Below are 20,398 nucleotides of genomic sequence, written 5' to 3'. Positions count from 1 at the left end.
TGGAGACGGAAGGCGGCCGGGGGGTCAGCGTGCGAAGGCAACCCTGCTGTCGATCATGGGGCCACGGTATGCACCGTTGCCGTCCGCCCGCAACCGAATTTCCCTAGGCTGTGGCGATGACTGAGCTCCCGGACTGGGCCCGGCACCTCGATCTGGGGCCGCACCCCGAGGGCGGCTTCTTCAGGGAGACCTGGCGCAGCGAACTGACCCTCGGCGCCTCGGCGCTGCCCGCGGGCTACGCCGGGCCCCGTAACGCCGGAACCGCCATCCTGTTCCTGCTGCTCGGCGGCCAGCAGTCGGCCTGGCACACGGTGCGCAGCGCCGAGCTGTGGCTCTATCACCGCGGCGGGCCGTTGCTGCTGGAGGTCGGTGCCGAACGGGACAGTGCCACAACGCATGTGCTGGGCAGCGACATCGCCGCCGGGGAGAGCCCACAGCTGGTCGTGCCGCCGGGGCACTGGCAGCGGGCTCGGCCCCGCGGCGACGAGGCGTGCCTGGTGAGTTGCGTGGTGGTGCCCGGGTTCGACTTCGCCGACTTCACCATGCACGGGTGAGCCGGGCTGGTCAGCCCGTCGGCAACGACGACAGATTGAACGCCGCGCCCGTCGGATCGGCCACCGCCGCCAGCCGACCGTAGGGGGTGTCCTCGGCGGCACGCAGCACCGAACCGCCGCGGGCCAGGACCGCCTCGACGGTCGTGTCCACGTCCTCGGCGCCGAGGAAGAAGCTCCATTGCGCGGGGGTCCCGGCGGGCAGGACGCTGCCGTCCATCACCCCCAGCAGCGCCTCACCGTCGAACACCGCGGTGGCGTAGCGGAATTCGTCGGTATCCGACTCGGTCTGAGTCTGCCAGCCCAGCAGCTGCCGGTAGAACTCCAGCGCAACGCCGTAGTTTCGCGTCGTCAACTGGTGCCAGACCGGCGCGCCCGGCTCGCCGACGACCTCGAAACCCCGATGGCCGGTGGGCTGCCACAGCCCGAACATGGCCTCGTCGGGATCGGTCAGCATCGCCATCCGCCCCTGCTCGGGGATGTCCATCGCGCCCCCACAGGAGAAACCCCCCGCGGCGACGGCCTTGGCCAGGGTGGCGTCGATGTCGGCGGTGTGCAGGTAGGTGCTCCATGCGTCGGGCATCTGCCACTGCGGGTCGTTGGCCATCAGGCCCGCCACCTTGCGCCCGTCCTTGCGGGCGGTGGTGTAGCCGCCGTATTCGGCACCCGCGCTTTCGAAGGTCCAGCCGAAGATTCCGCCGTAGAAATCCTTGGCCCGGTCCAGGTCGGAGCTGGCCAGGTCGATCCAGCAGGGGGCGCCCAGCGCGGTCGCAGTGATGGTTGGCATGTCGGGTCTCCTCAGGGTGATGGTCGTCGCGATGTAGACCGCGGCGGCGCGCGAAACTCATCGCGCCGGCTACGTCACTCCCAGCACCCGCAGCGCGTTGTCCCGATACACCAGCGCCGCGACCTCGGCGGGCAGGTCCAACGCGGCGAAATCGCGGCGCCAGCGCTCGATGCCGATGTAGGGGTGGTCGGTGCCGAAGAGCACCTTGGTGCGCAGTTGGCGGGCCATCGCCGAGACCAACTGCGGTGGAAAGTACTTGGGGCTGTACCCGGACAGGTCGATGTAGACATTGGCCTTGTGGGCGGCGATCGCGATCTGCGCGTCCACCCACGGCACGGCGGGATGGGCCATCACCACGGTCAAAGCCGGAAAGTCCGCCGCAACGTCGTCGAGCAGCGTCGGGTCGGAATAGCGCATCTTGATGCCGTGCCCACCGGGCAGGCCCGACCCCATGCCGGTCTGGCCGGTGTGGAACAGCGCCGGCACCCCGGCCGCCGAAATCTCCTCGTAGATCGGGTAGAACCGGCGGTCGTTCGGTTCGAATGCCTGCATGCTGGGATGGAACTTGAAACCCCGAACCCCGTAGCGGTCCACCAGTTCCCGCACCCGTGTCACGGCGTCGTCCTTCCACGGGTCGACGGTGCCGAACGGGATCAGCACGTCGTTGTGGCGAACCGTGCCGGCGATCAGGTCCTCCACCGAGTTGCTCCGGTGCCCCATCGCGGTCTCCGCGTCGATGGTGAACACCACCGCCGCGGCGTTGTTGCGGCGGCAGATCTCGGCGAGGTCGTCGACGGTGGCGCTCGCGGCATCGCCCATCTTGAAGTAGGCCCGGGTGGCCGCCACGAGTTCGTCGTCGTAGGCCCGATGTCCGTGGCAGTCGATCTCGACATGGGTGTGCATGTCGAGCGCATCGATCTTCGCGAAATCGACGCCACAGATGTACTTTTCGTCCGTTCGACCCGACATCAGGCTCAGGCTCCCGCGATCTTCGTCTCCAGCACCGGCATCACGGGCCCAGCCTAGGCGTTAACCTTGCCGGGTGATCTCGGTTTTCCTGGTCGACGACCACGAAGTTGTCCGGCGCGGGCTGGCCGACCTGCTCAGCGGCGACGCCGACCTGACCGTCGTCGGCGAGGCCGGGTCGGTGGCGGAGGCCAAGGCGCGGATCCCGGCGGCCAACCCCGACGTGGCGGTGCTGGACGTGCGCCTGCCCGACGGCAACGGCATCGACCTGTGCCGCGACCTGCTGGCCGCCCACGATCAGCTGCGCTGCCTCATCCTGACCTCCTACACCGACGAGCAGTCGATGCTCGACGCCATCCTGGCCGGCGCCAGCGGCTACGTGGTCAAGGACATCCGCGGGATGGAACTGGCCAAGGCCATCAAGGAGGTGGGCGCCGGAAAGTCGTTGCTGGACAACCGTGCGGCCGCCGCGCTGATGTCCAAGCTGCGCGAGGACACCCGCGGTGCCGAACCCGAGGACCCGCGGCTGCGCGATCTGACGCAGACCGAGCGGACCCTGCTGGACCTGCTCGGTGAGGGCCTGACCAATCGGGAGATCGGCGAACGGATGTTCCTGGCCGAGAAGACCGTCAAGAACTACGTCTCGCGCCTGCTGGCCAAGCTGGGTATGCACCGGCGCACCCAGGCCGCGCTGCTGGCCGCCGAGTTGCGGCAGAGCCGTGAGTAGCGCCGAGATCCGGGCCCGCGACGGCCTGGTCGACGCGCTGCTGGCGGTCACCTCCGACCTGGACCTCGAACAGACCCTGCAGACCATCGTGGACACCGCGATGCGCCTGGTCGACGCCCGCTACGGCGCCCTCGGGGTGGCCAGCACCGAGTCCCATCACCGCCTCGAGCGGTTCCTGCACGAGGGCATCGACGACGCCACCCGGGCACTGATCGGCCCATTGCCGTCCGGCCAGGGCGTGCTGGGCCTGCTGTTCCACACCACCAAACCCGTTCGCATCGAGGACCTTTCCCAGCATCCGGCCTCGGTCGGCTTCCCGCCGCACCACCCGCCGATGCGCAGCTTCCTCGGCGTGCCGATCCGCACCCGCGACCAGGTGTTCGGCAACCTGTACCTGACCGAGAAGCGGGGCGGTCACCAGTTCAGCCAGGACGACGAGGTGCTGGTGCAGGCGCTCGCCGCCGCGGCGGGCATCGCGATCGAGAACGCGCGCCTGTACCAGGCGGCCCAGACCCGGCAGCAATGGATCGAGGCGACCCGCGACATCAGCACCGATCTGCTGGCCGGCCAGGACCCCGCCGTCGTGCACGGCCAGATTGTCGACGCGGCGACGCGGCTCACCGGCGCCGCGTACAGCGCGTTGCTGATCCCCGGCGACGACGACGTCCTCACCGTCGCGGCCTGCACCCGCGGCGACCTGCTGGGGCGTGCCGTACCGGTCACCGGCAGCGCTGTCGGGCGCGCGTTACGGGAGCGAACTCCGTTGCGCTGCAACGATTTCGACGAGTTCGAAGAGCACCCGGGCGGCACCAATGCGCTGGTCCTGCCGATGCGCGAGCCGGCCACCGTCTCGGGGGTGCTGCTGTGCGTGGCCGAGGACCCCGCGGCCTGCACCGACGAGCAACTCGACATGATGGCAGCGTTCGCCGACCAGTGCGGTCAGGCGCTGCAGTCGGCCACCGCGCAGCGTCGGATGCGCGAACTCGATGTGCTTTCCGACCGCGATCGGATTGCCCGCGATCTGCACGACCACGTCATCCAACGGCTGTTCGCGGTCGGGCTGTCGTTGCAGGGGGCCCAGACCGCCGACGCCGACGGCGCCTCGGCGCGGATCTCCGGTGCGCTCGACGATCTGCAAGAGGTGGTGCAGGAGATCCGGACCGCGATCTTCGACCTGCACGGCGGCAGCGTGACCCGGCTGCGGCAGCGCCTGGAGCAAGCGGTGACCCAGATGACCGCCGACTCCCCGGTCCGCGCGACCCTGCACGTCAGCGGCCCGCTGTCGGTGGTCGACGCCGGCCTGGCCGACCACGCCGAGGCGGTGGTCCGGGAGGCCGTCAGCAACACGGTGCGCCACGCCGGGGCCTCGGCGGTCACCGTGACCGTCGAGGTCGCCGACAACCTCACGATCACGGTCGCCGACAACGGCCGCGGGTTTGCCGAACTATCCACCCGCAGCGGCCTGGCCAACCTGGCGACGCGGGCCCGCGACTGCGGCGGCGCGCTGGACCTCGGCGGGGACCCCGACGGCGGGGCTCGCCTGGTGTGGTCGGTGCCGCTGCCCTGAGCCGGGCGGCTCAGCCGGCGAAGACCGTGACGAACTTGTTCAGCGACTCGCGGATGTCGCCCTTGAGCGCGCCCGCGACCACCATCCCGATCGGCCCGAACAGGGCCGGCCCGCCGAGGTGGGTGTCGAAGGTGACCACCGAGCCGTCGCCCTTGGGCGTGATCTTGGCCATCAGCTTGATCTTGACCCCGCCGCGACCGTCGCCGTTGAGCGTCATCGCCTGCGGGGGCTTGTAGTGCACGATGGTCCACTTCACCCGGTTGGCCATGCCCTTGACCTCGACAATCGAGTCCAGGGTGGTGCCCTTCTCCAGGGTGTCGGGCAGCGGGCTGCGCCACACCCGATGGATGGTCAGCCACTCCTTGTAACGGGACAGGTCGGCCGCGCACTCCCAGGCCTGCTCCGGTGGGAGCGGCACGTCCACAGAGACAGATAGCTTCGCCACGGGGGCAATTCTGTCAGGCGGGCGGAGTGTCCTTGTTCGCGGGATCGGTGCCCTGCTCACCGAGCTTGCCCACGGCATCCTTGGCCGCGTCCTGCGCCTTGTCGACATGCTGGGCGTATTTGCCGCCGGTCTTGTTGTCGACGAAGTCGCCGGCCTTGTCGATCGCATCACCGACCTTGTCGGCGTTCTTTCCCAGCAAATCCTTGGCCTTGTCGAGGAACGACATGGTGCTGCGCCTCACTTCCGGTTACGACGGGCAGTCCGATTTCCCAGTGAACGCTAGTCCTCGACCTTCCACAACCGCCTCGGCTCACCCAGGATCCGGCCTTGCAGCCACCACAGCGCCTCGATCACGCCCGCGGCCAGCAGGCCGATGACCACCGCGGTGCTGGTCATCGCCAGATTGGACGGGTCCAGCATGAACAGTTCCCGGGCCAGCGGGATGGAAAAAATCACGACGTAGGCCAACCCGGAGACCGCCACCAGCAACACCCGCCACCATTCGTACGGGCGGGCCACGGTCGCCAGCACCCACCAGCCCGCGATCAGCAACGTGATCAGCGCCGCCGTCGACGCCTGGTCCTGGACCTCCCGCGACACGTCGTTGCCCTGGTAGGCGATCAGGTACGAGACGAAGGTCGCGATGCCCACCGTCATGCCCGACGGCAGCGCCGCCAGCATCACCCGGCGCACGAACCCGGTGTGCGCGCGTTCGTTGTTCGGAGCCAGCGACAGGATGAACGCCGGGATGCCGATGGTGAACCAGGCCGCGATGGTGACGTGGATCGGCTGGAACGGATACAACAGCGGGTCGTAGTCGAAGAACTGCGACCCCAGCCCGACCAGGCCGACCAGCAGCGCCAGGAACACCGAGTACACCGTCTTGGTGAGGAACAGGTTCGAGACCCGCTCGATGTTCCCGATGACCCGGCGGCCCTCCCCCACCACGTAGGGCAGGGTGGCGAACTTGTTGTCCAGCAACACGATCTGCGCGACGGCCCGGGTCGCCGAGCTGCCCGACCCCATCGCCACCCCGATGTCGGCGTCCTTGAGGGCGAGCACGTCGTTGACGCCGTCGCCGGTCATGGCCACGGTGTGCCCGCGCGACTGCAGGGCGTGCACCATGGTGCGCTTCTGGTCCGGGCGCACCCGCCCGAAGGTGGTGTGGCTCTGCAGCGCGTCGGCCAGCGCGCCTTGTTCCTCCGGCAGTTGGCGCGCATCCAGGGTGGCCCCGTGCAGGCCCAACGAACCGGCCACCGCGCCCACCGACACGGCGTTGTCGCCGGAGATCACCTTGACCGAAACCTTCTGGTCGGCAAAGTAATCCAGGGTGTCCCGGGCGTCCGGGCGGACCTTCTGCTCCAGCACCACCAACGCAGCGGGTGTCACCTGGCCCGGGGCGTCGGGGGCGTCGACCGGGCGGTCCGACGATCCCAGCAACAGCACCCGAAGGCCCTGGGCGCCAATGCGTTCGGCCTCGGCGGCCGCCGCGGAGCCGGGATCGAGCAGGACGTCCGGCGCGCCGATCACCCAGTTGCCGTGCTCCCCGTAGGAGGTGCCGCTCCACTTGGTCGCCGACTTGAACGGCGCCGACGCGGTGGCCCGCCAGCCCGGCGGGGTCCCGAACGCCTCGGCGATGGCCTGCATGCTGGCGTTGGGTCGGGCGTCGTCGGCGGCCAGCGCCGCCAGTGCGTCGTCGATGCGGCCGCGGTCGATCCCGCCGAGGCCCTTGAGGTCGGACAATCGCATCCCGTTCTCGGTGAGCGTGCCGGTCTTGTCGGCGCACACCACGTCGACGCGGGCCAGACCCTCGATCGCCGGTAACTCGTTGACCAGGCACTGCCGTCGGCCCAGCCGGATCACCCCGACCGCGAAGGCGATCGAGGTCATCAGGACCAGGCCCTCGGGCACCATCGGCACCAGCGCGCCCACCATCCGCAGCACCGGTTCATGCCAGGCCGCGTCGGCGGTGAACAGGTCGGTCCGGATGATCTGCAGCGCGCCCTGCCAGCCGGCGTCGTTGTCCACGATGTTGCGGAACGTGGTGGCCAGCGACTCCCGCAGGCCCGAGTCGGTGGTGAACAACTGGGTGTAGATGGTCAGCAGCCCGGCCGGCCACAGCAGGTAGGTGACGAACCGCAGGATCTTGTTGATGCCGGTCCGCAGTTCGGATTTCACCAGGGTGAACTTGCTGGCTTCCTCGGCGAGCCGGGCCGCATACGCCTCCCTGCCGACCTTCGTCGCGCGGTAGGCGCCGGTGCCGGCGACCACGAAGCTGCCGGACATCACCGTGTCGCCGGCGTCCTTGGCGATCGGGTCGGCCTCGCCGGTCAGCAGCGATTCGTCGACCTCGAGGTTGGCCTCTTCGAGCACCTCGCCGTCGACCACGATCTGATCGCCGGGTCCCACCTCGATGACGTCGTCGAGCACCACCTCGTTGGGCGGCAGTTCGGCCGTGCCGGACTGGCGGCGCACCGTCGGCCGGGCCTGCCCGACGATGGCCAGCTGGTCCAGCGTCCGCTTGGCCCGGATCTCCTGGATGATCCCGATGCCGCTGTTGGCGATGATCAGCAGCCCGAACAGCCCGTTGATCAGCGAGCCGGTGGTCAGCACGATCAGGAACAGCACCCCGAGGATGGCGTTGATCCGGGTGAACACGTTGGACCGGACGATTTCGGAGACGCTGCGCGCCGCCCGGGTCGGCACGTCGTTGGTCTTGCCGTCGGCGACCCGCTGCGCCACTTCGGCGTCGGAGAGTCCGGTGAGCGGCTCGACGACGGTGGTCTCTGTCATCGCGTGAAAGTCCCCTTACCCTCGGCATCGAAGTATTCGAGCGTCAACGTGTCACCGTCGAAGACCGCCTTGGAAATGGTGCCAGGCGGCGCGTTCTCGCTGACGAAGCCGAAGGTGAAGACGTTGCCGTCCCAGTGCTTCAGCGGCCACGGCGCGGCGTTGGGCCCCAACGACAGGATCAGCGCGCCGTCGCGTTCGGTCACCGTGGCCGGGCCCCAGTAGTCGTTGGCGTACGTGCCGGTCAGCTCGGGCAGCGGCGGGGCCGGTGTCGGCGCCGACGGCGGCGGCTTGCCCACCAGGGATCCCGCCGGGGCATCGAACTCCTCGAACTTCTCCCGGTAGAGGCGGCGCCAGTCCTCGCGCACCGCACCGAACTGCACCAGATCGGCGAACTCGGCGGTGAGCGTCTCGGGAACCCCGGACGGGGTGGCGTTGGTCAGTGCGACGATGCCGACGTCCGCCGACGGGATCACCACGAAATTGGCGGCCGCCCCGAGCTCGAACCCACCCGAATGACTGAGCTGTGTGCGCGCCCCCGAGGTGGTTCCGACGTTGAACCCATACCCGTAAAAGCCTGCGTGCATGGCGGGTTCGGTCGGCGGGTTCGCCACGATCTGGGGGCTGAGCGCGGGCAGCAGCGCTTTCGCGTCGACGACCTGCTGGTCGCCGCGCTTGCCGTCGGCCAGGACCATCGCCAGCCAGTGCGCCATGTCCGCGACCGACGAACTGACACCGCCGGCCGGTGCCTGCGGATCGGCGTCGCGTTGGTAGCGCGGCTCGTAGCGGTCCTCGATGCGGATGTGTCCGACGGCTCGGTTGGACCGGTCCTCGAAGTCGGCGAACCGCGAGCTGGTCGACGCCATCCCCAGCGGCTCGTAGAGCACGTCGGCGGCCAGCTGATCCCAGGGCTTCCCGGACGCGACGGCCACCGCCTCGGCGGCGGCGGTCAGCCCGAAGTTGGTGTAGGCGTAGGAGGTTCGGAACGCCTCGAGCGGAAGCTCGCGCAGCTTGGTCAGGATGTAGCGGCGGTCATGGCCGAGGTCCTCGAGCAGGTCCCCGGCGTGGTCGGGCAGCCCGGACCGGTGGGCGAACATGTCGCCGACGGTGACCTTGGCGGTGACGGCGGGGTCCGACAGCGCGAAGCCGGGCAGCTTGGACACCAGCGGGGTGTCCCAGTCGATGACACCCGCCCCCACCTGCCGGGCGACCACCGAGGCCGACAACGATTTCGACACCGAGGCCACCTGGAACACGGTGTCCCGGTCGACGCGGTTGTCCAGGGTGTCGTCCCGGCGCATGTCCTTGACGCCGAAACCCTTGGCGTAGATCGTTTTCCCGCCGTGCACCACCGCGACGGCCATGCCCGGGATGCCCGAGGAGTCCATCAACTCCTCGGCGATCCCGGTCAGTTTGGCCACCGCGTTGTCGACGGCGGCCGCGGGCAGTTCCATGGCGGGCACCAACGGCGGCGGCAGGTCGCTGGCAGGCGCCGAGGGCCGCTCGGGCGCCTGACATCCCGCCACGACCAGCGTCATCAGCACACCCAGCACCGCCGCGCGTTTCACGCCTAAACCGTAGCGGGTCGGGGGCGCTCAAGCGGGCTACAAACGCCACCAGGGGTCGTTCTGCGGGTCGGTCGGCGCCGACTCCACCCGCTGACCGGGCCGGGGCACGGCGGCCGGAACCGCCGACGCGGTGGCCGCGGCGAGCATCCGTTCGATCGGTTCCGCCCACGGGTGGGGCGCCAACCGGAAGGTGGCCCAGTGAATGGGGACGAACAGCCCCTTGCCCGCGTCGGTGACGTCGCGGTGCGCCCGCACCGCCTCCTCGGGGTTCATGTGGATGTCCGGCCAGCCCGGGTGATAGGCGCCCACCGGCATCAGCGTGAGGTCGAACGGGCCGTGGTCGTCGCCGATGTCGGCGAAGGAGGTGGTGTAGCCGGTGTCGCCGCCGAAGAACGCGCGGTGGCGGGGGCCGATGATCGCCCAGGACGACCACAGCGTGGTGTTGCGGGTGAGGAACCGTCCGGAGAAGTGCCGCGCCGGTGTGCACACGATCCGCAATTCGCCGAGTTGGCCGGCTTGGTTCCAGTCCAACTCGACGATGCGGTCCTCCGGGACCCGCCACTCACGCAGATGCGCGCCGATCCCCAGCGGCACGTAGAACTTCGAATTCTGGCTGTGCACAAGGCTTTTGATGGTGTCGATGTCGAGGTGGTCGTAGTGGTCGTGGCTGATGATGACCGCGTCGATGGCGGGCAGCGCCGCCAACGGCGCCGGCACCGGGTGCAGGCGCTGCGGCCCCACGCTGCGCGACGGGGAGCACCGCTGGCTCCACACCGGATCGGCCAGGATGCGGTAGCCGTCGACCTCGATGACCGCCGACGAGTGCCCGTACCAGGTCACCGCCAACTCCGCGGCCGCGATCCCGGCGTCGGGAACCATCACCGGGATGGGCCCGTCGGGGCCCTTGTTGGCGCCGTCGAACATGTCGTGCAGCAGGCGCCATTGATCCTGGCGGGTGAGGCTGATCATCGACGCGGGTTCCAGGTTGTGGAAGACGCCGTCGTGATAGTTCGGGGAGCCGTCGGCGACCTTGGCGATGGCGTCGGCACCGGCGCCCAGCGCCGACGGCGCCCCTTGCAGCGCGCGCAGCACCCAGCCGCCCGTCGCCAGCGCGGCGGTGCCCCCGACCAGCCTGATCGCCGAGCGGAGCATTACGCCCCGATGAAGTTCGGTGGACGCTTCTCGATGCGGGCCACCTGGGCCTCGATGACGTCCTTGCTGGCCCACGCCCGGTCGAACAGTTCCTTGTGCTCGGGCCACGGCTGCTCGTAGGCGCCGTCGTCGTTGAGTACCCGCTTGGAGTGCTGCAGCGACAGCGGCGCGTAGCCGGCGATCTCGGCGGCCCATGCCTGCGCGTCGGCCAGGGTGCCGATCCGGTTCGCCAGCCCGGTTTGCAGCGCGGTCTCGGCGGTGAGCTTCTCGGCGGCCAGCAGCATCCCGCGAGCACGGCCGGCGCCCACCAGCGAGGTCAGCCGGCGGATGCTCCAGTTGTCGATGGCCAGCCCGTACTTGGCGATCGGGAATTGGAAGTAGGCCTCCGGCGCCACCACGCGCAGGTCGCAGATCAGCGACAGGATCACCCCGGCGCCGATGGTGGGGCCGTTGATGGCGCCGATGACCGGGACCGGGGCCTTGTCGATGGCCAGGTTCAGCGCCAGCGCCTTGTCCGGAAGCTTCTCCGCCATCCCGGCGGCATCGGTGAGGTCGGCGCCGGAGCTGAACACCGAGCCCGCGCCGGTCAACACGATGGCGCGGATGTCCTGCTCCGCGGCGTGCTCGACGGCCTCCCGAAGTGCGTCGACGAGTTCACAGTTGAGTGCATTGCGCCGTTCCGCGCGCTGCATCTCGAGGGTCATGACATTGCCGTCTCGGGTGATTCCGATCATGCGCCCACCCTAACCGCGGTCCCGGCAGGCTACTTGCGGCCCCGGAAGCGGCGGTGCAGCGGTTGCCGGGCAACGCCCAGCACCGTCGCGATCTCGCCCCAGGACAGCCCGGCGCGGCGGGCATGGATCACGGCGTCGTCGTAGTCGGCCCGGGCTTTCGCGAGCCCTTCGCGCGCGGCGACCAAAGCCCGCACCCGGTTGCCGGTGAAGACCTCGTCGAGCACGTGATCGGGCTCATCGGGGTCGCGGCGTCTGCTCTCGTCGATGGGTTCCCGGAGCTCCGCCAACACCTGCTCTTTCAAAGCCTCGATTTCGGGGTGGTTCTTCCACCACGGCTCGCTGCTCTCCACCGGGTCCCTCCGCTGTAGCTCGTCACCATCGGTGACACCACTGCACAGCGTGAACCGCCCGCGGCCCCCGTCGCCAGTCGCCGTGTGGATAACCGCTGGCCCGGCCCCCACACCGATCACCCTCTGGATGACCGTCACCCGACGATGACGTAATCCAATCGACAGGGGACGGAGACAGGCCGCTGTCCACATCCCCACTCGATTGCAACTCGTCACCCACAGATGACAACCATCCACAGCCCGAACCGCCCGCCGGCCCCCACTCCAGTCGGCCTGTGCATAACCGTCACCCAACGATGACGTCCCGCAATCGAGAGGGGACCAAGACAGCCCGCCGGTCCCAGACCCCCCTCAATCGCAACCCGTCACCCAACGATGACAAGCAGCCCCTCGCCCCCGGCGAGCACACGCTCAGTCGGCGGTCGCGGTTGATCGGCAGACCGTTGCACCGCACACCGCCCCGGCTAACCTGACCGCGTGAGCCGCATCAGTGCCTTGCAACTGCGCGACGCAGTGTTGGATCCGGGATCGTTCATCAGCTGGGACGCGCCGCCGATCGAGATCGCGATGTCCGATCAGTACCGCGACGAGCTGGCGGCCGCGCGGGAGGCCACCGGCCTGGACGAGTCGGTGCTCACCGGCGAGGGCACGGTGGCCGGGCGCCGAGTGGCCGTGGTGGCCTGCGAATTCGACTTCCTGGCCGGTTCGATCGGTGTGGCCGCGGCCGAACGCATCACGGCCGCCATCGAGCGGGCCACCGACCTCCGGCTGCCGCTGCTGGCGTCACCGAGCTCGGGCGGCACCCGTATGCAGGAGGGCACCGTCGCCTTCCTGCAGATGGTCAAGATCGCCGCGGCGGTCACCCTGCACAAGCAGGCCCACCTGCCCTACCTGGTGTACCTGCGCCACCCCACCACCGGCGGGGTCTTCGCGTCCTGGGGTTCGTTGGGGCATATCACGGTCGCCGAACCCGACGCGCTGGTCGGCTTCCTGGGCCCGCGGGTCTACGAACAGCTCTACGGCGCGCCGTTTCCGCCGGGCGTGCAGACCGCCGAGAACCTGCGCCACCACGGCGTCATCGACGGCGTCGTCCCGCTCGAAGCGCTCCGTCAGACCCTGGACTGGGCGCTGAAGGTCGTCGCCGACCCGCCCGGACCCGCTCCGGAGCCGCTGCCGGAAACGGCCATCCCCGACGTCGAAGCCTGGAAATCCGTGGAGGCCTCCCGCCGCCCGGACCGCCCCGGCGTCGGGCACCTGCTCAAGCACGGCGCGGACGCGCGGGTCCTGCTGTCGGGCACCGGCGCCGGGGAGGCCGCCACCACGCTGCTCGCGCTGGCCCGCTTCGGCGGCCAACCCGTCGTGGTGCTCGGCCAGCAGCGGCTGGTCGGAGGTCTGGTCGGGCCGGCGGCGCTGCGGGAGGCCCGGCGCGGCATGGCGCTGGCCGCCGGCCTGCAACTGCCGCTGGTGCTCGTGATCGATACCGCCGGACCGGCCTTGTCACAGGAGGCCGAGCAGGGCGGGCTGGCCGCCGAGATCGCCCGCTGCCTCTCGGATTTGGTCACCCTGCCGGTGCCGACGGTGTCGGTGCTGATGGGCCAGGGCAGCGGCGGTCCCGCACTGGCCATGGTGCCCGCCGACCGGGTGCTGGCCGCGCTGCACGGGTGGCTGGCGCCGCTGCCCCCGGAAGGAGCCAGCGCGATCGTCTTCCGCGACACCGACCACGCACCCGAGCTCGCCGCGGCCCAGGGCGTGCGATCGGCCGATCTGAAGCGCAACGGGATCGTCGACGTCATCGTGCCCGAAGAACCCGACGCCGCCGACGAACCGATCGAGTTCTCCAAACGGCTCGGCCGGGCGATCGCCGTCGAGGTGGCCGGCCTGACCGGACAGGTGGACGCCGCGCGACTGACGGCCCGCCTCGACCGCTACCGCCGGATGGGCCTGCCCTGAGGACTCACACCAACGACCGCAACCAGGCGTCGTGCAACGCCGCGTAGTGGCCGTCCCCGGCGATGAGTTCCACGGGCGCGCCGTCCTCGACGACCCGCCCGTGCTCGAGAACCAGCACCCTGTCGGCCACCTCCACCGTGGACAGCCGGTGTGCGATCACCAACGCGGTGCGGTCGGCCAGCACGGTGCGCAGCGCGCGCTGCACCATGCGCTCGCTCGGGATGTCCAATGAGGACGTCGCCTCGTCGAGGATGAGCACCGCGGGGTCGGCGAGAAACGCTCGGGCGAAGGCGATCAGCTGCCGCTGCCCGGCCGACAGGCGGCCGCCCCGCTTGGCCACGTCGGTCTCGTAGCCGTCGGGCAACGTCGCGATGAACCGGTCGGCGCCGACGGCCTCCGCGGCCGCGACCACCTCGGGGTCGGAGGCGCCGGGCCGGCCGAACCGGATGTTGTCGGCCACGGTGCCGGAGAACATGAAGTTCTCCTGCGTGACCATCACGACGTGGCGGCGCAGTTCGTCCTGCGCGAGGTCCCGCAGGTCGACCCCATCGAGCCGGACCGCCCCGGCGGTGGGGTCGTAGAACCGCGCGATCAGCTTGGCGATGGTGGTCTTGCCCGCGCCGGTGGTCCCCACCAACGCGACCGTCTGCCCCGAGGGAACGCTCAACTCGAGTCCGGGCAACACCGGCCGGCCGGGGACGTACTCGAACTCGACGCCGTCGAAGGTGACCTCACCGCGCGCCCGCGGCAGCGCCACCGGCCGCGGCGGGTCGGCGATGGCCGGCGGGCGGGCCAGCACCCCGGCCAGCTTCTCCAGGGCCGACGACGCGGACTGGAAGGTGTTGAAGAACTGGGTGATCTCCTGCATGGGCTCGAAGAACATCCGCAGATAGAGCAGGAACGCGGTCAGGGTGCCAATCGTCATGTCGCCCTGCAGCACCCGGTAGCCGCCGTAGAGCAGCACCACGCCGGTGGTGATGTTGCCGACCAGCTTCACCCCGGGCATGAAGACCGCGACCAGCTTGAAGGTCTTCTCGTTGATGTCCCGGTAACGGTCGGCGACACCGTCGAAGATCTCCTGGTTGCGCTCCTCGCGCCGGTAGGCCTGCACCGCCTTGATGCCGGTCATGGTCTCGACGAACTGCACGATCACCAGCGCGGCGCTGTCCCGCACCTCGCGGTAGGTCTTGGCGGACTCGGTGCGGAACCACGCCGCCAGCAACACCAGGATGGGAAAGGCCACCAGGCACATCAGGCCCAGCCGCCAGTCGAGCACGATCAGCAGCACGGCGGTGCCGAACAGCGTCAGCACCGCGGTGACCAGGCTGTCGAACCCGTTCTGCAACAACTCCTGGATGGCGTCGATGTCGTTGGTGGACCGGCTGACCACCCGCCCGGAGGTGTAGCGGTCGTGGAAGGCCACATCAAGGCGACCGAAATGGCGGAACACCCGGCGGCGCAGTTCCAGCAGCACCTTCTGCCCTACCTGCCCGGAGCGCAGCAGGAACACCATCCGGCCCACGGCCTGCACGGTGACCACCGCGCACAGCGCCGCGACCACCAGCGCCAGTTCGCGGGCCGAGCCGCCCTCGGCGATGGGTGGGATGCCGTGGTCGATGCCGCGCTGAACGAGCAGCGGCACCGACAGCCGCGCCGCATTCTCCACCACCACGATGACCGCGAGCACCGCGACCGTGACCCGGAACGGACGCAGCAGCGAGAACAGCAGTTCCCGCGCCTCGCGCCGCCGCGGCAGCTTCTCGTCGATCGGCGAGTCGTCGTCAGACTTCTCGTCGAGCCGGCCGCGCCAAACCGTCTCCCGCATCGTTCACCTCCTGCCGCCCGTCGGCCTGCTCGAGCAGGCGGTGGCTCAGCCGGTCCCACTGGGCGTCGGCTTCCCAGGTGGTGGCGTATTCGAGATCGTCGTTCAGCTCGTCTTCGGCGGCGAGCAGGTCGCGGTACTGCGGCACCGTGGCCAGCAGTTCCGAATGCGTGCCGGTATGGGTGATGGTGCCGACGCCGTCCACCACCTCGAGCAGGGCCACCTTGTCGGCCAACAACACCGTCGAGGCCCGATGCGCGACAACGATTCCGGTGACCGAACCCAGCACCCGCCGCAGCGCCTCGGTGACCCCGGCCTCGGTGTGCACGTCCAGCGCCGACAGGGTGTCGTCGAGCACCAGCACGCTCGGGTCCGCCAAGATGGCGCGGGCCAGCGAAAGCCGTTGGCGCTGGCCGCCGGACAGGCTCATGCCCTGCTCACCGATCCGGGTGTCCAGCCCGAACGGCAACTCGTAGACGAAGTCGGCGGCCGCGATGTCGATGGCGCGGGCAAGTTCCTCGTCGGTCGCGGGGTTGTCGGGGCCGCGGCCCAGTCGCAGGTTCTCGGCCACCGACATGGAAAACAGCGTGGGATCCTCGAACGCCGTCGCGACCGCACTGCGCAGCGCGGGCAGGCTCAGCTCGCGAATGTCGATGCCGTCGAGCAGGATCCGGCCCTCGCTGACGTCGTAGAGCCGGGACAGCAGCGCCACCAACACCGACTTGCCCGAGCCCGTGGCCCCGACCAACGCGACGGTCTGCCCGGGCTCGACGGTCAGGTTGACGTGCCGCAGCGCCCAGGGGGATTCCCGGTCGTCGTCCTCGGGGAACCGGAAACCGACGTCGATCAGTTCCAGCCGGCCGCCGCGGACACCCCGGGTCACCGGACCGTCGTCGATCTCGCGCGGGGCGTCGAAGATCTCCGCGATCCGGTTCGCGGCCGTCATCGACTCCTGCGTCATCGACAGCAGGAAGCCCAACGAGGCGATCGGCCACACCAGCGACAACATCATGGTGATGAACGCGACCAGCGTTCCCATGGTCACCAGGCCGTGGCCGGCCGCGTAGGCGCCAAACGCGAGCACCACGATCAGCGTCAGGTTCGGGATGACCTCCAGTAGCGTCCAGAACCGCGCCGAGACGCCGACCTTGCGCACCTGGATGTCGTAGAGGTGGGCGGCCTCCCGGTCGAACCGGTCGTAGACGTAGTCCTCGCGCCCGAAGGCCTTGACCAGCCGCGCCCCCAGCGCCGCTTCCTCGACGTGGGTGGCGACCACCCCGGACTGGTCCTGGGCTTGTCGGGACAGCCGGGTGAACTGCCGCTCGAAGTGCAGCACCGTGGCCGCGATGGGCACCACCGACACCAGGACGACGACCCCGAGCGGCCAGTACATGCTCAGCAGGATCGCCGTCACGACGGTGATCTGCAGGCCGTTGAGCAGCATGAAGACCAGGCCGAAGGACAAGAATCGGCGGATGGTGGCCAGGTCGTTCATCACCCGCGACAGCAACTGACCGGACTGCCAGCGGCCGTGGAACGACATCGGCAGGATCTGCAGCCGCGCGTAGAGGTCCTTGCGGATGTCGGCCTCGACCCCCATCGTCGCGCGGGCGGTCAGCCAACGGCGGATGAACCACAGCACCGCCTCGGTGACGCCGATCGCCAGAGCCGCGGTGCCGAGGATCCACAGGCCACGCTGGTCCTGGTTGCGGACGGGACCGTCGATGACGGCCTTGGTCATCAGCGGGATCGCGATGGTCGCGGCGAGGCTGGCCAACGCGACGAGCACCATGGTGATCCAGCGCGCGCGGTACGGCAGCAGATACGGCAGCAGCCGGATCAGATCCGAACTACCCCGGATGCGCTGCGGCGGCGGTGCAATCAACTCCCTCGTCGCTCCTTTGTGCGGGTGTGTCCCTACCGATACCCGACCACGCGACATCAACGTCGCCACCTGACCTCCAATTCCGATGCTCCCACGACACGGCGACAGCACCGGTCCCGCGCCTGGTGACCAGCGGCGTCCGCACCGTTTTGCGAGGTCGGGGCCGCCCGCAGGATGCGCATGGGGCCCAACGTAGAACCCGAACAAGCGTTGAGGTCAAGCGCCTGCGCCGTTCGCGGGCAGCGATCAGGCAAAATTGAGCCCATGGACAGTGCTGCGGGTTCCCCTCGGGTCTTGGTGGTCGACGACGATGCCGACGTGCTGGCCTCGCTCGAGCGCGGGCTGCGGCTGTCCGGATTCGAGGTATCCACCGCCGTCGACGGGGCCGAAGCCTTGCGCAGCGCCACCGAGACCCGGCCGGATGCGATCGTGCTCGACATCAACATGCCGGTGCTCGACGGGGTCAGCGTGGTGACGGCCCTGCGCGCGATGGACAACGACGTGCCGGTGTGTGTGCTCTCGGCGCGCAGTTCGGTCGACGACCGGGTGGCGGGCCTGGAGGCCGGCGCCGACGACTATCTGGTCAAGCCCTTCGTGCTGGCCGAGCTGGTCGCCCGGGTGAAGGCCCTGCTGCGCCGCCGCGGCGCCACCGCGACGTTCTCCTCGGAGACCATCCAGGTGGGCCCGCTCGAGGTGGACATCCCCGGCCGGCGGGCGCGGGTCAACGGTGTCGACGTCGACCTGACCAAACGCGAGTTCGACCTGTTGGCGGTGCTCGCCGAGCACAAGACCGCGGTGCTGTCCCGGGCCCAACTGCTCGAGCTGGTGTGGGGTTACGACTTCGCCGCCGACACCAACGTGGTCGACGTGTTCATCGGCTATCTGCGGCGCAAGCTCGAGGCCGGGGGCGCCCCGCGCCTGCTGCACACCGTGCGCGGCGTGGGCTTCGTGCTGCGCACGCAGTAGCCGCAACGCCTGCTGCTCTACTGGTTCGTGTCGTCCGGCCTTTTGGCGTCCCAGCGCGCGAACCCGGCCCGCTCGGCGTCGGCGGGAGTCGTGAACCACACCTCGGCGACGGTCGCCTCGTAGGACGGGCTGTCGGTGGTGTGATAGAGCATCGAGTCCTCGTTGCCCTTGATGGTGAACCCCGGCGGGCCGATACCGCTGGGCGCGGCCAGCCGGACCGACCCGGTCCCGAAGGGTTCCGGGTCGGCGATCTCGAAATCCCCGGTGCCCGCGCGGGATCGGGTCTGCACCGCAGCCGCGTCCACGTTCGGCCCCCGCCCCAGCGGGCCGTACACCGGGACCTCTCGGGTGACCCGCCGCAGCATGAATGCGAAGGTGAGCAGCAACCCGAGCGCGAAGGCCAGCGCCAGCAGCCACCCGTTGACGTCGTTCATCGCGACGCCCCGATCTCCCGCGAACCGGGCAGGTCGGCGAAGGCCTCCGCCTCGCTGGTGCGCTGGACCACCACCACGGCGATCACCCAGGCCACCCCCGAGCCGGCCAGGAAGGCCACCAGGCACCACAACCACTGGATGACGAAATCCATTGCGAATCCTCCTCAGCTGACGGTGATCTCGACGCGGCGATTCTGGGCCTTGCCCTCCGGCGTGTCATTGCCGGCGATCGGATTGTCCGACCCGTGCCCGTTCCAGGTGACGAGGTCAGACGAAACTCCTTGGGAGATGAGAAATTCCGCGACGGCCCTGGCCCGGTTGGCGCTCAGCGGGACGTTGATCGCGTCGCTGCCGCTGCTGTCGGTGTAGCCGTCCACCGAGATCCGCGCCTCGGGACAGGCGGTGATCTCCTCCGCCACCCGGCTCAGCATCTGCCTGCTGTCCGATGTCAGTGTCGCCCCGTCGGTTTCGAAGGTGACGGGCTGGTTCAGCAGCGCAGTGATATCGGCCTGCAGCCCGGCGCACGCGCCGCCCGGTGTCGGCGCGGCCGACCCCGGGACCCGGATCCGATTGGTGAGGTTGGCATTCGGCCACGCGCTTCGAGCGGCCGCTTCGACCTGGTCCCGGACCTGTTCGTCGGGGGCGGTTCCGGTCAGTGTGACGGCGTCACCGTTGCGCGTCCAGCCGAAATCCGGAATGTCGACCGCCGCGGCGAACACCCCCTGCAGGCCGGTCAGGTCCGGCCCGGACGCCCCCGCGGCGATGTGCAGGTTGTCGACCAGATTCACGTCCGGGCCGTGGATCGACTCCAGCAGGTCCAGCAGCCCGGTGCGCGCGGCCGCGTTCGGAAGGTCGCCGGACAGCGTTATGTCGTTGCTGTTGCGCGTGATTGACAGGGCGGCGGGAAGGCCGGGCAGCCCGGCGCCGGGCGCATCCGCCGGCCCGTCCACCGCGGGGGCCGACAGCGACGGCTCGACACCGGAGAACGACGCATCGGGGTCGGACTTGTCGCGGGTCCCCCAGCCGAGCAACCCCAGCAACAACGGGACCACCAGCAACGCGAACAGCCAGCCCAGACCCGGTGGCCGCCGGTATAAGCGCGACGCGGATTCCCACCCGGTGATCGTTCGGGTCTCGTCGGGATCCGACATGGGACCTCCATCCTCGCACTGTCAGGCCCGCTCATCCGAGCGAGTCTGCAGCCTAGGACAGGGCCTACCTACGACGAGGCGAATTCAGGGCAAGTCAGGTGGCCGGCAACCGCGCCGCGCTCTTGACCGAGACCGCGCGTCAGCGCACGCCCAGCAAATCGATCACGAAGATCAGGGTCTTGCCCGACAACCGGTGCCCGCCGCCGGCCGGTCCGTACGCCTGGGCGGGCGGGATGGTCAACTTGCGCCGCCCACCCACCTTCATGCCGGGAATGCCGTCCTGCCAACCCTGGATGAGGCCCCGCAACGGAAATTCGATGCTCTGCCCGCGGTCCCAGGAGCTGTCGAATTCCTCGCCGGTGTCGAATTCGACGCCGACATAGTGCACCTCGACGGTGCCGCCGGGAACCGCCTCTGGGCCGTCGCCGACCACCAGGTCCTCGCTGACCAACTCGGTCGGCGCGGGTCCCTCCGGAAAATCGATCTCGGGTTTTGTCGTCATTGCAGTGACCCTACTCCGCGAGCGTGCCTCCGCGGCGAGCCGACGCCGACG

Annotated in this window: 20 protein-coding genes; 5 read left to right on the top strand and 15 right to left on the bottom strand. The window is 69.6% G+C overall.

All coding sequences use genetic code 11. From position 1 onward, the window contains the following. Window positions 1–116: 116 nt before the first annotated feature. Entirely contained in the window at window positions 117–554 is a 438-nt protein-coding gene (locus R2K23_RS03960; RefSeq protein WP_316514449.1) for a cupin domain-containing protein, read from the top strand. A 10-nt stretch (window positions 555–564) separates the two neighbouring features. Here the strand turns inward: R2K23_RS03960 and R2K23_RS03955 are convergent, their stop codons facing one another. Continuing rightward, window positions 565–1,338 carry a VOC family protein gene (locus tag R2K23_RS03955; RefSeq protein ID WP_316514448.1) on the bottom strand — a complete coding sequence of 258 codons (774 nt, stop codon included), beginning with the start codon at window positions 1,336–1,338 and terminating at the stop codon, window positions 565–567. 69 nt (window positions 1,339–1,407) lie between these two features. Next, window positions 1,408–2,307 carry an amidohydrolase family protein gene (locus R2K23_RS03950; RefSeq protein ID WP_316514445.1) on the bottom strand — a complete coding sequence of 300 codons (900 nt, stop codon included), beginning with the start codon at window positions 2,305–2,307 and terminating at the stop codon, window positions 1,408–1,410. 73 nt (window positions 2,308–2,380) lie between these two features. Between R2K23_RS03950 and R2K23_RS03945 the strand changes: the two genes are divergently transcribed. Together R2K23_RS03945 and R2K23_RS03940 are read left to right on the top strand one after the other, a co-directional pair. Next, complete coding sequence (locus R2K23_RS03945; protein WP_316514443.1) at window positions 2,381–3,031, top strand: response regulator transcription factor; 651 nt, start codon at window positions 2,381–2,383, stop codon at window positions 3,029–3,031. Then, a complete protein-coding gene (locus tag R2K23_RS03940; protein ID WP_316514441.1) occupies window positions 3,024–4,598 on the top strand; it encodes a sensor histidine kinase in 1,575 nt (524 codons plus the stop codon). Before R2K23_RS03945 ends, R2K23_RS03940 begins: the two co-directional genes overlap by 8 nt. Before the next feature lie 10 nt (window positions 4,599–4,608). Here the strand turns inward: R2K23_RS03940 and R2K23_RS03935 are convergent, their stop codons facing one another. The 7 genes from R2K23_RS03935 to R2K23_RS03905 all read right to left on the bottom strand — a co-directional run bounded on the left by R2K23_RS03935 (window position 4,609) and on the right by R2K23_RS03905 (window position 11,775). Beyond that, window positions 4,609–5,043, bottom strand: coding sequence for a type II toxin-antitoxin system Rv0910 family toxin (locus R2K23_RS03935; RefSeq protein ID WP_316514440.1), 435 nt, complete (start codon window positions 5,041–5,043; stop codon window positions 4,609–4,611). A 13-nt stretch (window positions 5,044–5,056) separates the two neighbouring features. Then, complete coding sequence (locus R2K23_RS03930; RefSeq protein WP_316514439.1) at window positions 5,057–5,269, bottom strand: antitoxin; 213 nt, start codon at window positions 5,267–5,269, stop codon at window positions 5,057–5,059. 53 nt (window positions 5,270–5,322) lie between these two features. Then, window positions 5,323–7,836, bottom strand: a complete 2,514-nt coding sequence (locus R2K23_RS03925) for an HAD-IC family P-type ATPase (protein ID WP_316514438.1) — start codon at window positions 7,834–7,836, stop codon at window positions 5,323–5,325. Beyond that, complete coding sequence (locus R2K23_RS03920) at window positions 7,833–9,371, bottom strand: serine hydrolase (protein ID WP_316517040.1); 1,539 nt, start codon at window positions 9,369–9,371, stop codon at window positions 7,833–7,835. Before R2K23_RS03920 ends, R2K23_RS03925 begins: the two co-directional genes overlap by 4 nt. A gap of 66 nt (window positions 9,372–9,437) precedes the next feature. After that, window positions 9,438–10,553: an MBL fold metallo-hydrolase gene (locus tag R2K23_RS03915; protein WP_316514436.1), complete on the bottom strand. Its 1,116-nt coding sequence runs from the start codon at window positions 10,551–10,553 to the stop codon at window positions 9,438–9,440. Further along, window positions 10,553–11,287 (bottom strand): enoyl-CoA hydratase, encoded by a 735-nt coding sequence (locus R2K23_RS03910; RefSeq protein WP_316514434.1) that lies wholly within the window; start codon window positions 11,285–11,287, stop codon window positions 10,553–10,555. Before R2K23_RS03910 ends, R2K23_RS03915 begins: the two co-directional genes overlap by 1 nt. Window positions 11,288–11,316: 29 nt before the next feature. Beyond that, a complete protein-coding gene (locus R2K23_RS03905) occupies window positions 11,317–11,775 on the bottom strand; it encodes a hypothetical protein (RefSeq protein ID WP_316514432.1) in 459 nt (152 codons plus the stop codon). Window positions 11,776–12,114: 339 nt separating this feature from the next. Between R2K23_RS03905 and R2K23_RS03900 the strand changes: the two genes are divergently transcribed. Continuing rightward, window positions 12,115–13,587, top strand: a complete 1,473-nt coding sequence (locus R2K23_RS03900; protein ID WP_316514428.1) for a carboxyl transferase domain-containing protein — start codon at window positions 12,115–12,117, stop codon at window positions 13,585–13,587. A 4-nt stretch (window positions 13,588–13,591) separates the two neighbouring features. Here R2K23_RS03900 and R2K23_RS03895 read toward each other — a convergent pair whose 3' ends face one another. Further along, complete coding sequence (locus R2K23_RS03895; protein ID WP_316514427.1) at window positions 13,592–15,412, bottom strand: ABC transporter ATP-binding protein; 1,821 nt, start codon at window positions 15,410–15,412, stop codon at window positions 13,592–13,594. Further along, the gene (locus tag R2K23_RS03890) at window positions 15,369–17,294 is read right to left on the bottom strand and encodes an ABC transporter ATP-binding protein (protein ID WP_316514426.1); all 1,926 of its coding nucleotides are present in this window, start codon (window positions 17,292–17,294) and stop codon (window positions 15,369–15,371) included. Before R2K23_RS03890 ends, R2K23_RS03895 begins: the two co-directional genes overlap by 44 nt. Before the next feature lie 264 nt (window positions 17,295–17,558). Here R2K23_RS03890 and prrA point away from each other — a divergent pair, with 264 nt between their 5' ends. Beyond that, window positions 17,559–18,260 carry a two-component system response regulator PrrA gene (prrA, locus tag R2K23_RS03885; protein ID WP_316514423.1) on the top strand — a complete coding sequence of 234 codons (702 nt, stop codon included), beginning with the start codon at window positions 17,559–17,561 and terminating at the stop codon, window positions 18,258–18,260. A gap of 17 nt (window positions 18,261–18,277) precedes the next feature. Here the strand turns inward: prrA and arfC are convergent, their stop codons facing one another. From arfC to R2K23_RS03865, 4 genes are all read right to left on the bottom strand, one after another. Continuing rightward, on the bottom strand, window positions 18,278–18,694 hold the full coding sequence (gene arfC / locus R2K23_RS03880) for a channel accessory protein ArfC, sunset domain variant (RefSeq protein WP_316514420.1): 417 nt from the start codon (window positions 18,692–18,694) through the stop codon (window positions 18,278–18,280). Then, the gene (gene arfB, locus R2K23_RS03875; RefSeq protein ID WP_316514419.1) at window positions 18,691–18,846 is read right to left on the bottom strand and encodes a channel accessory protein ArfB; all 156 of its coding nucleotides are present in this window, start codon (window positions 18,844–18,846) and stop codon (window positions 18,691–18,693) included. Before arfB ends, arfC begins: the two co-directional genes overlap by 4 nt. A 12-nt stretch (window positions 18,847–18,858) precedes the next feature. Beyond that, window positions 18,859–19,845: a channel-forming protein ArfA/OmpATb gene (arfA, locus tag R2K23_RS03870; RefSeq protein ID WP_316514416.1), complete on the bottom strand. Its 987-nt coding sequence runs from the start codon at window positions 19,843–19,845 to the stop codon at window positions 18,859–18,861. Window positions 19,846–19,984: 139 nt separating this feature from the next. Then, window positions 19,985–20,347, bottom strand: coding sequence for an FKBP-type peptidyl-prolyl cis-trans isomerase (locus R2K23_RS03865; protein ID WP_316514414.1), 363 nt, complete (start codon window positions 20,345–20,347; stop codon window positions 19,985–19,987). Between the last annotated feature and the right edge of the window lie 51 nt (window positions 20,348–20,398).

This window comes from Mycolicibacterium sp. MU0050, from assembly GCF_963378085.1.
Classification (GTDB): Bacteria; Actinomycetota; Actinomycetes; order Mycobacteriales; family Mycobacteriaceae; genus Mycobacterium; species Mycobacterium wendilense.
Note: the sequence above shows the minus strand (reverse complement) of the source record. Positions and strands in the feature narration are given on the sequence as shown.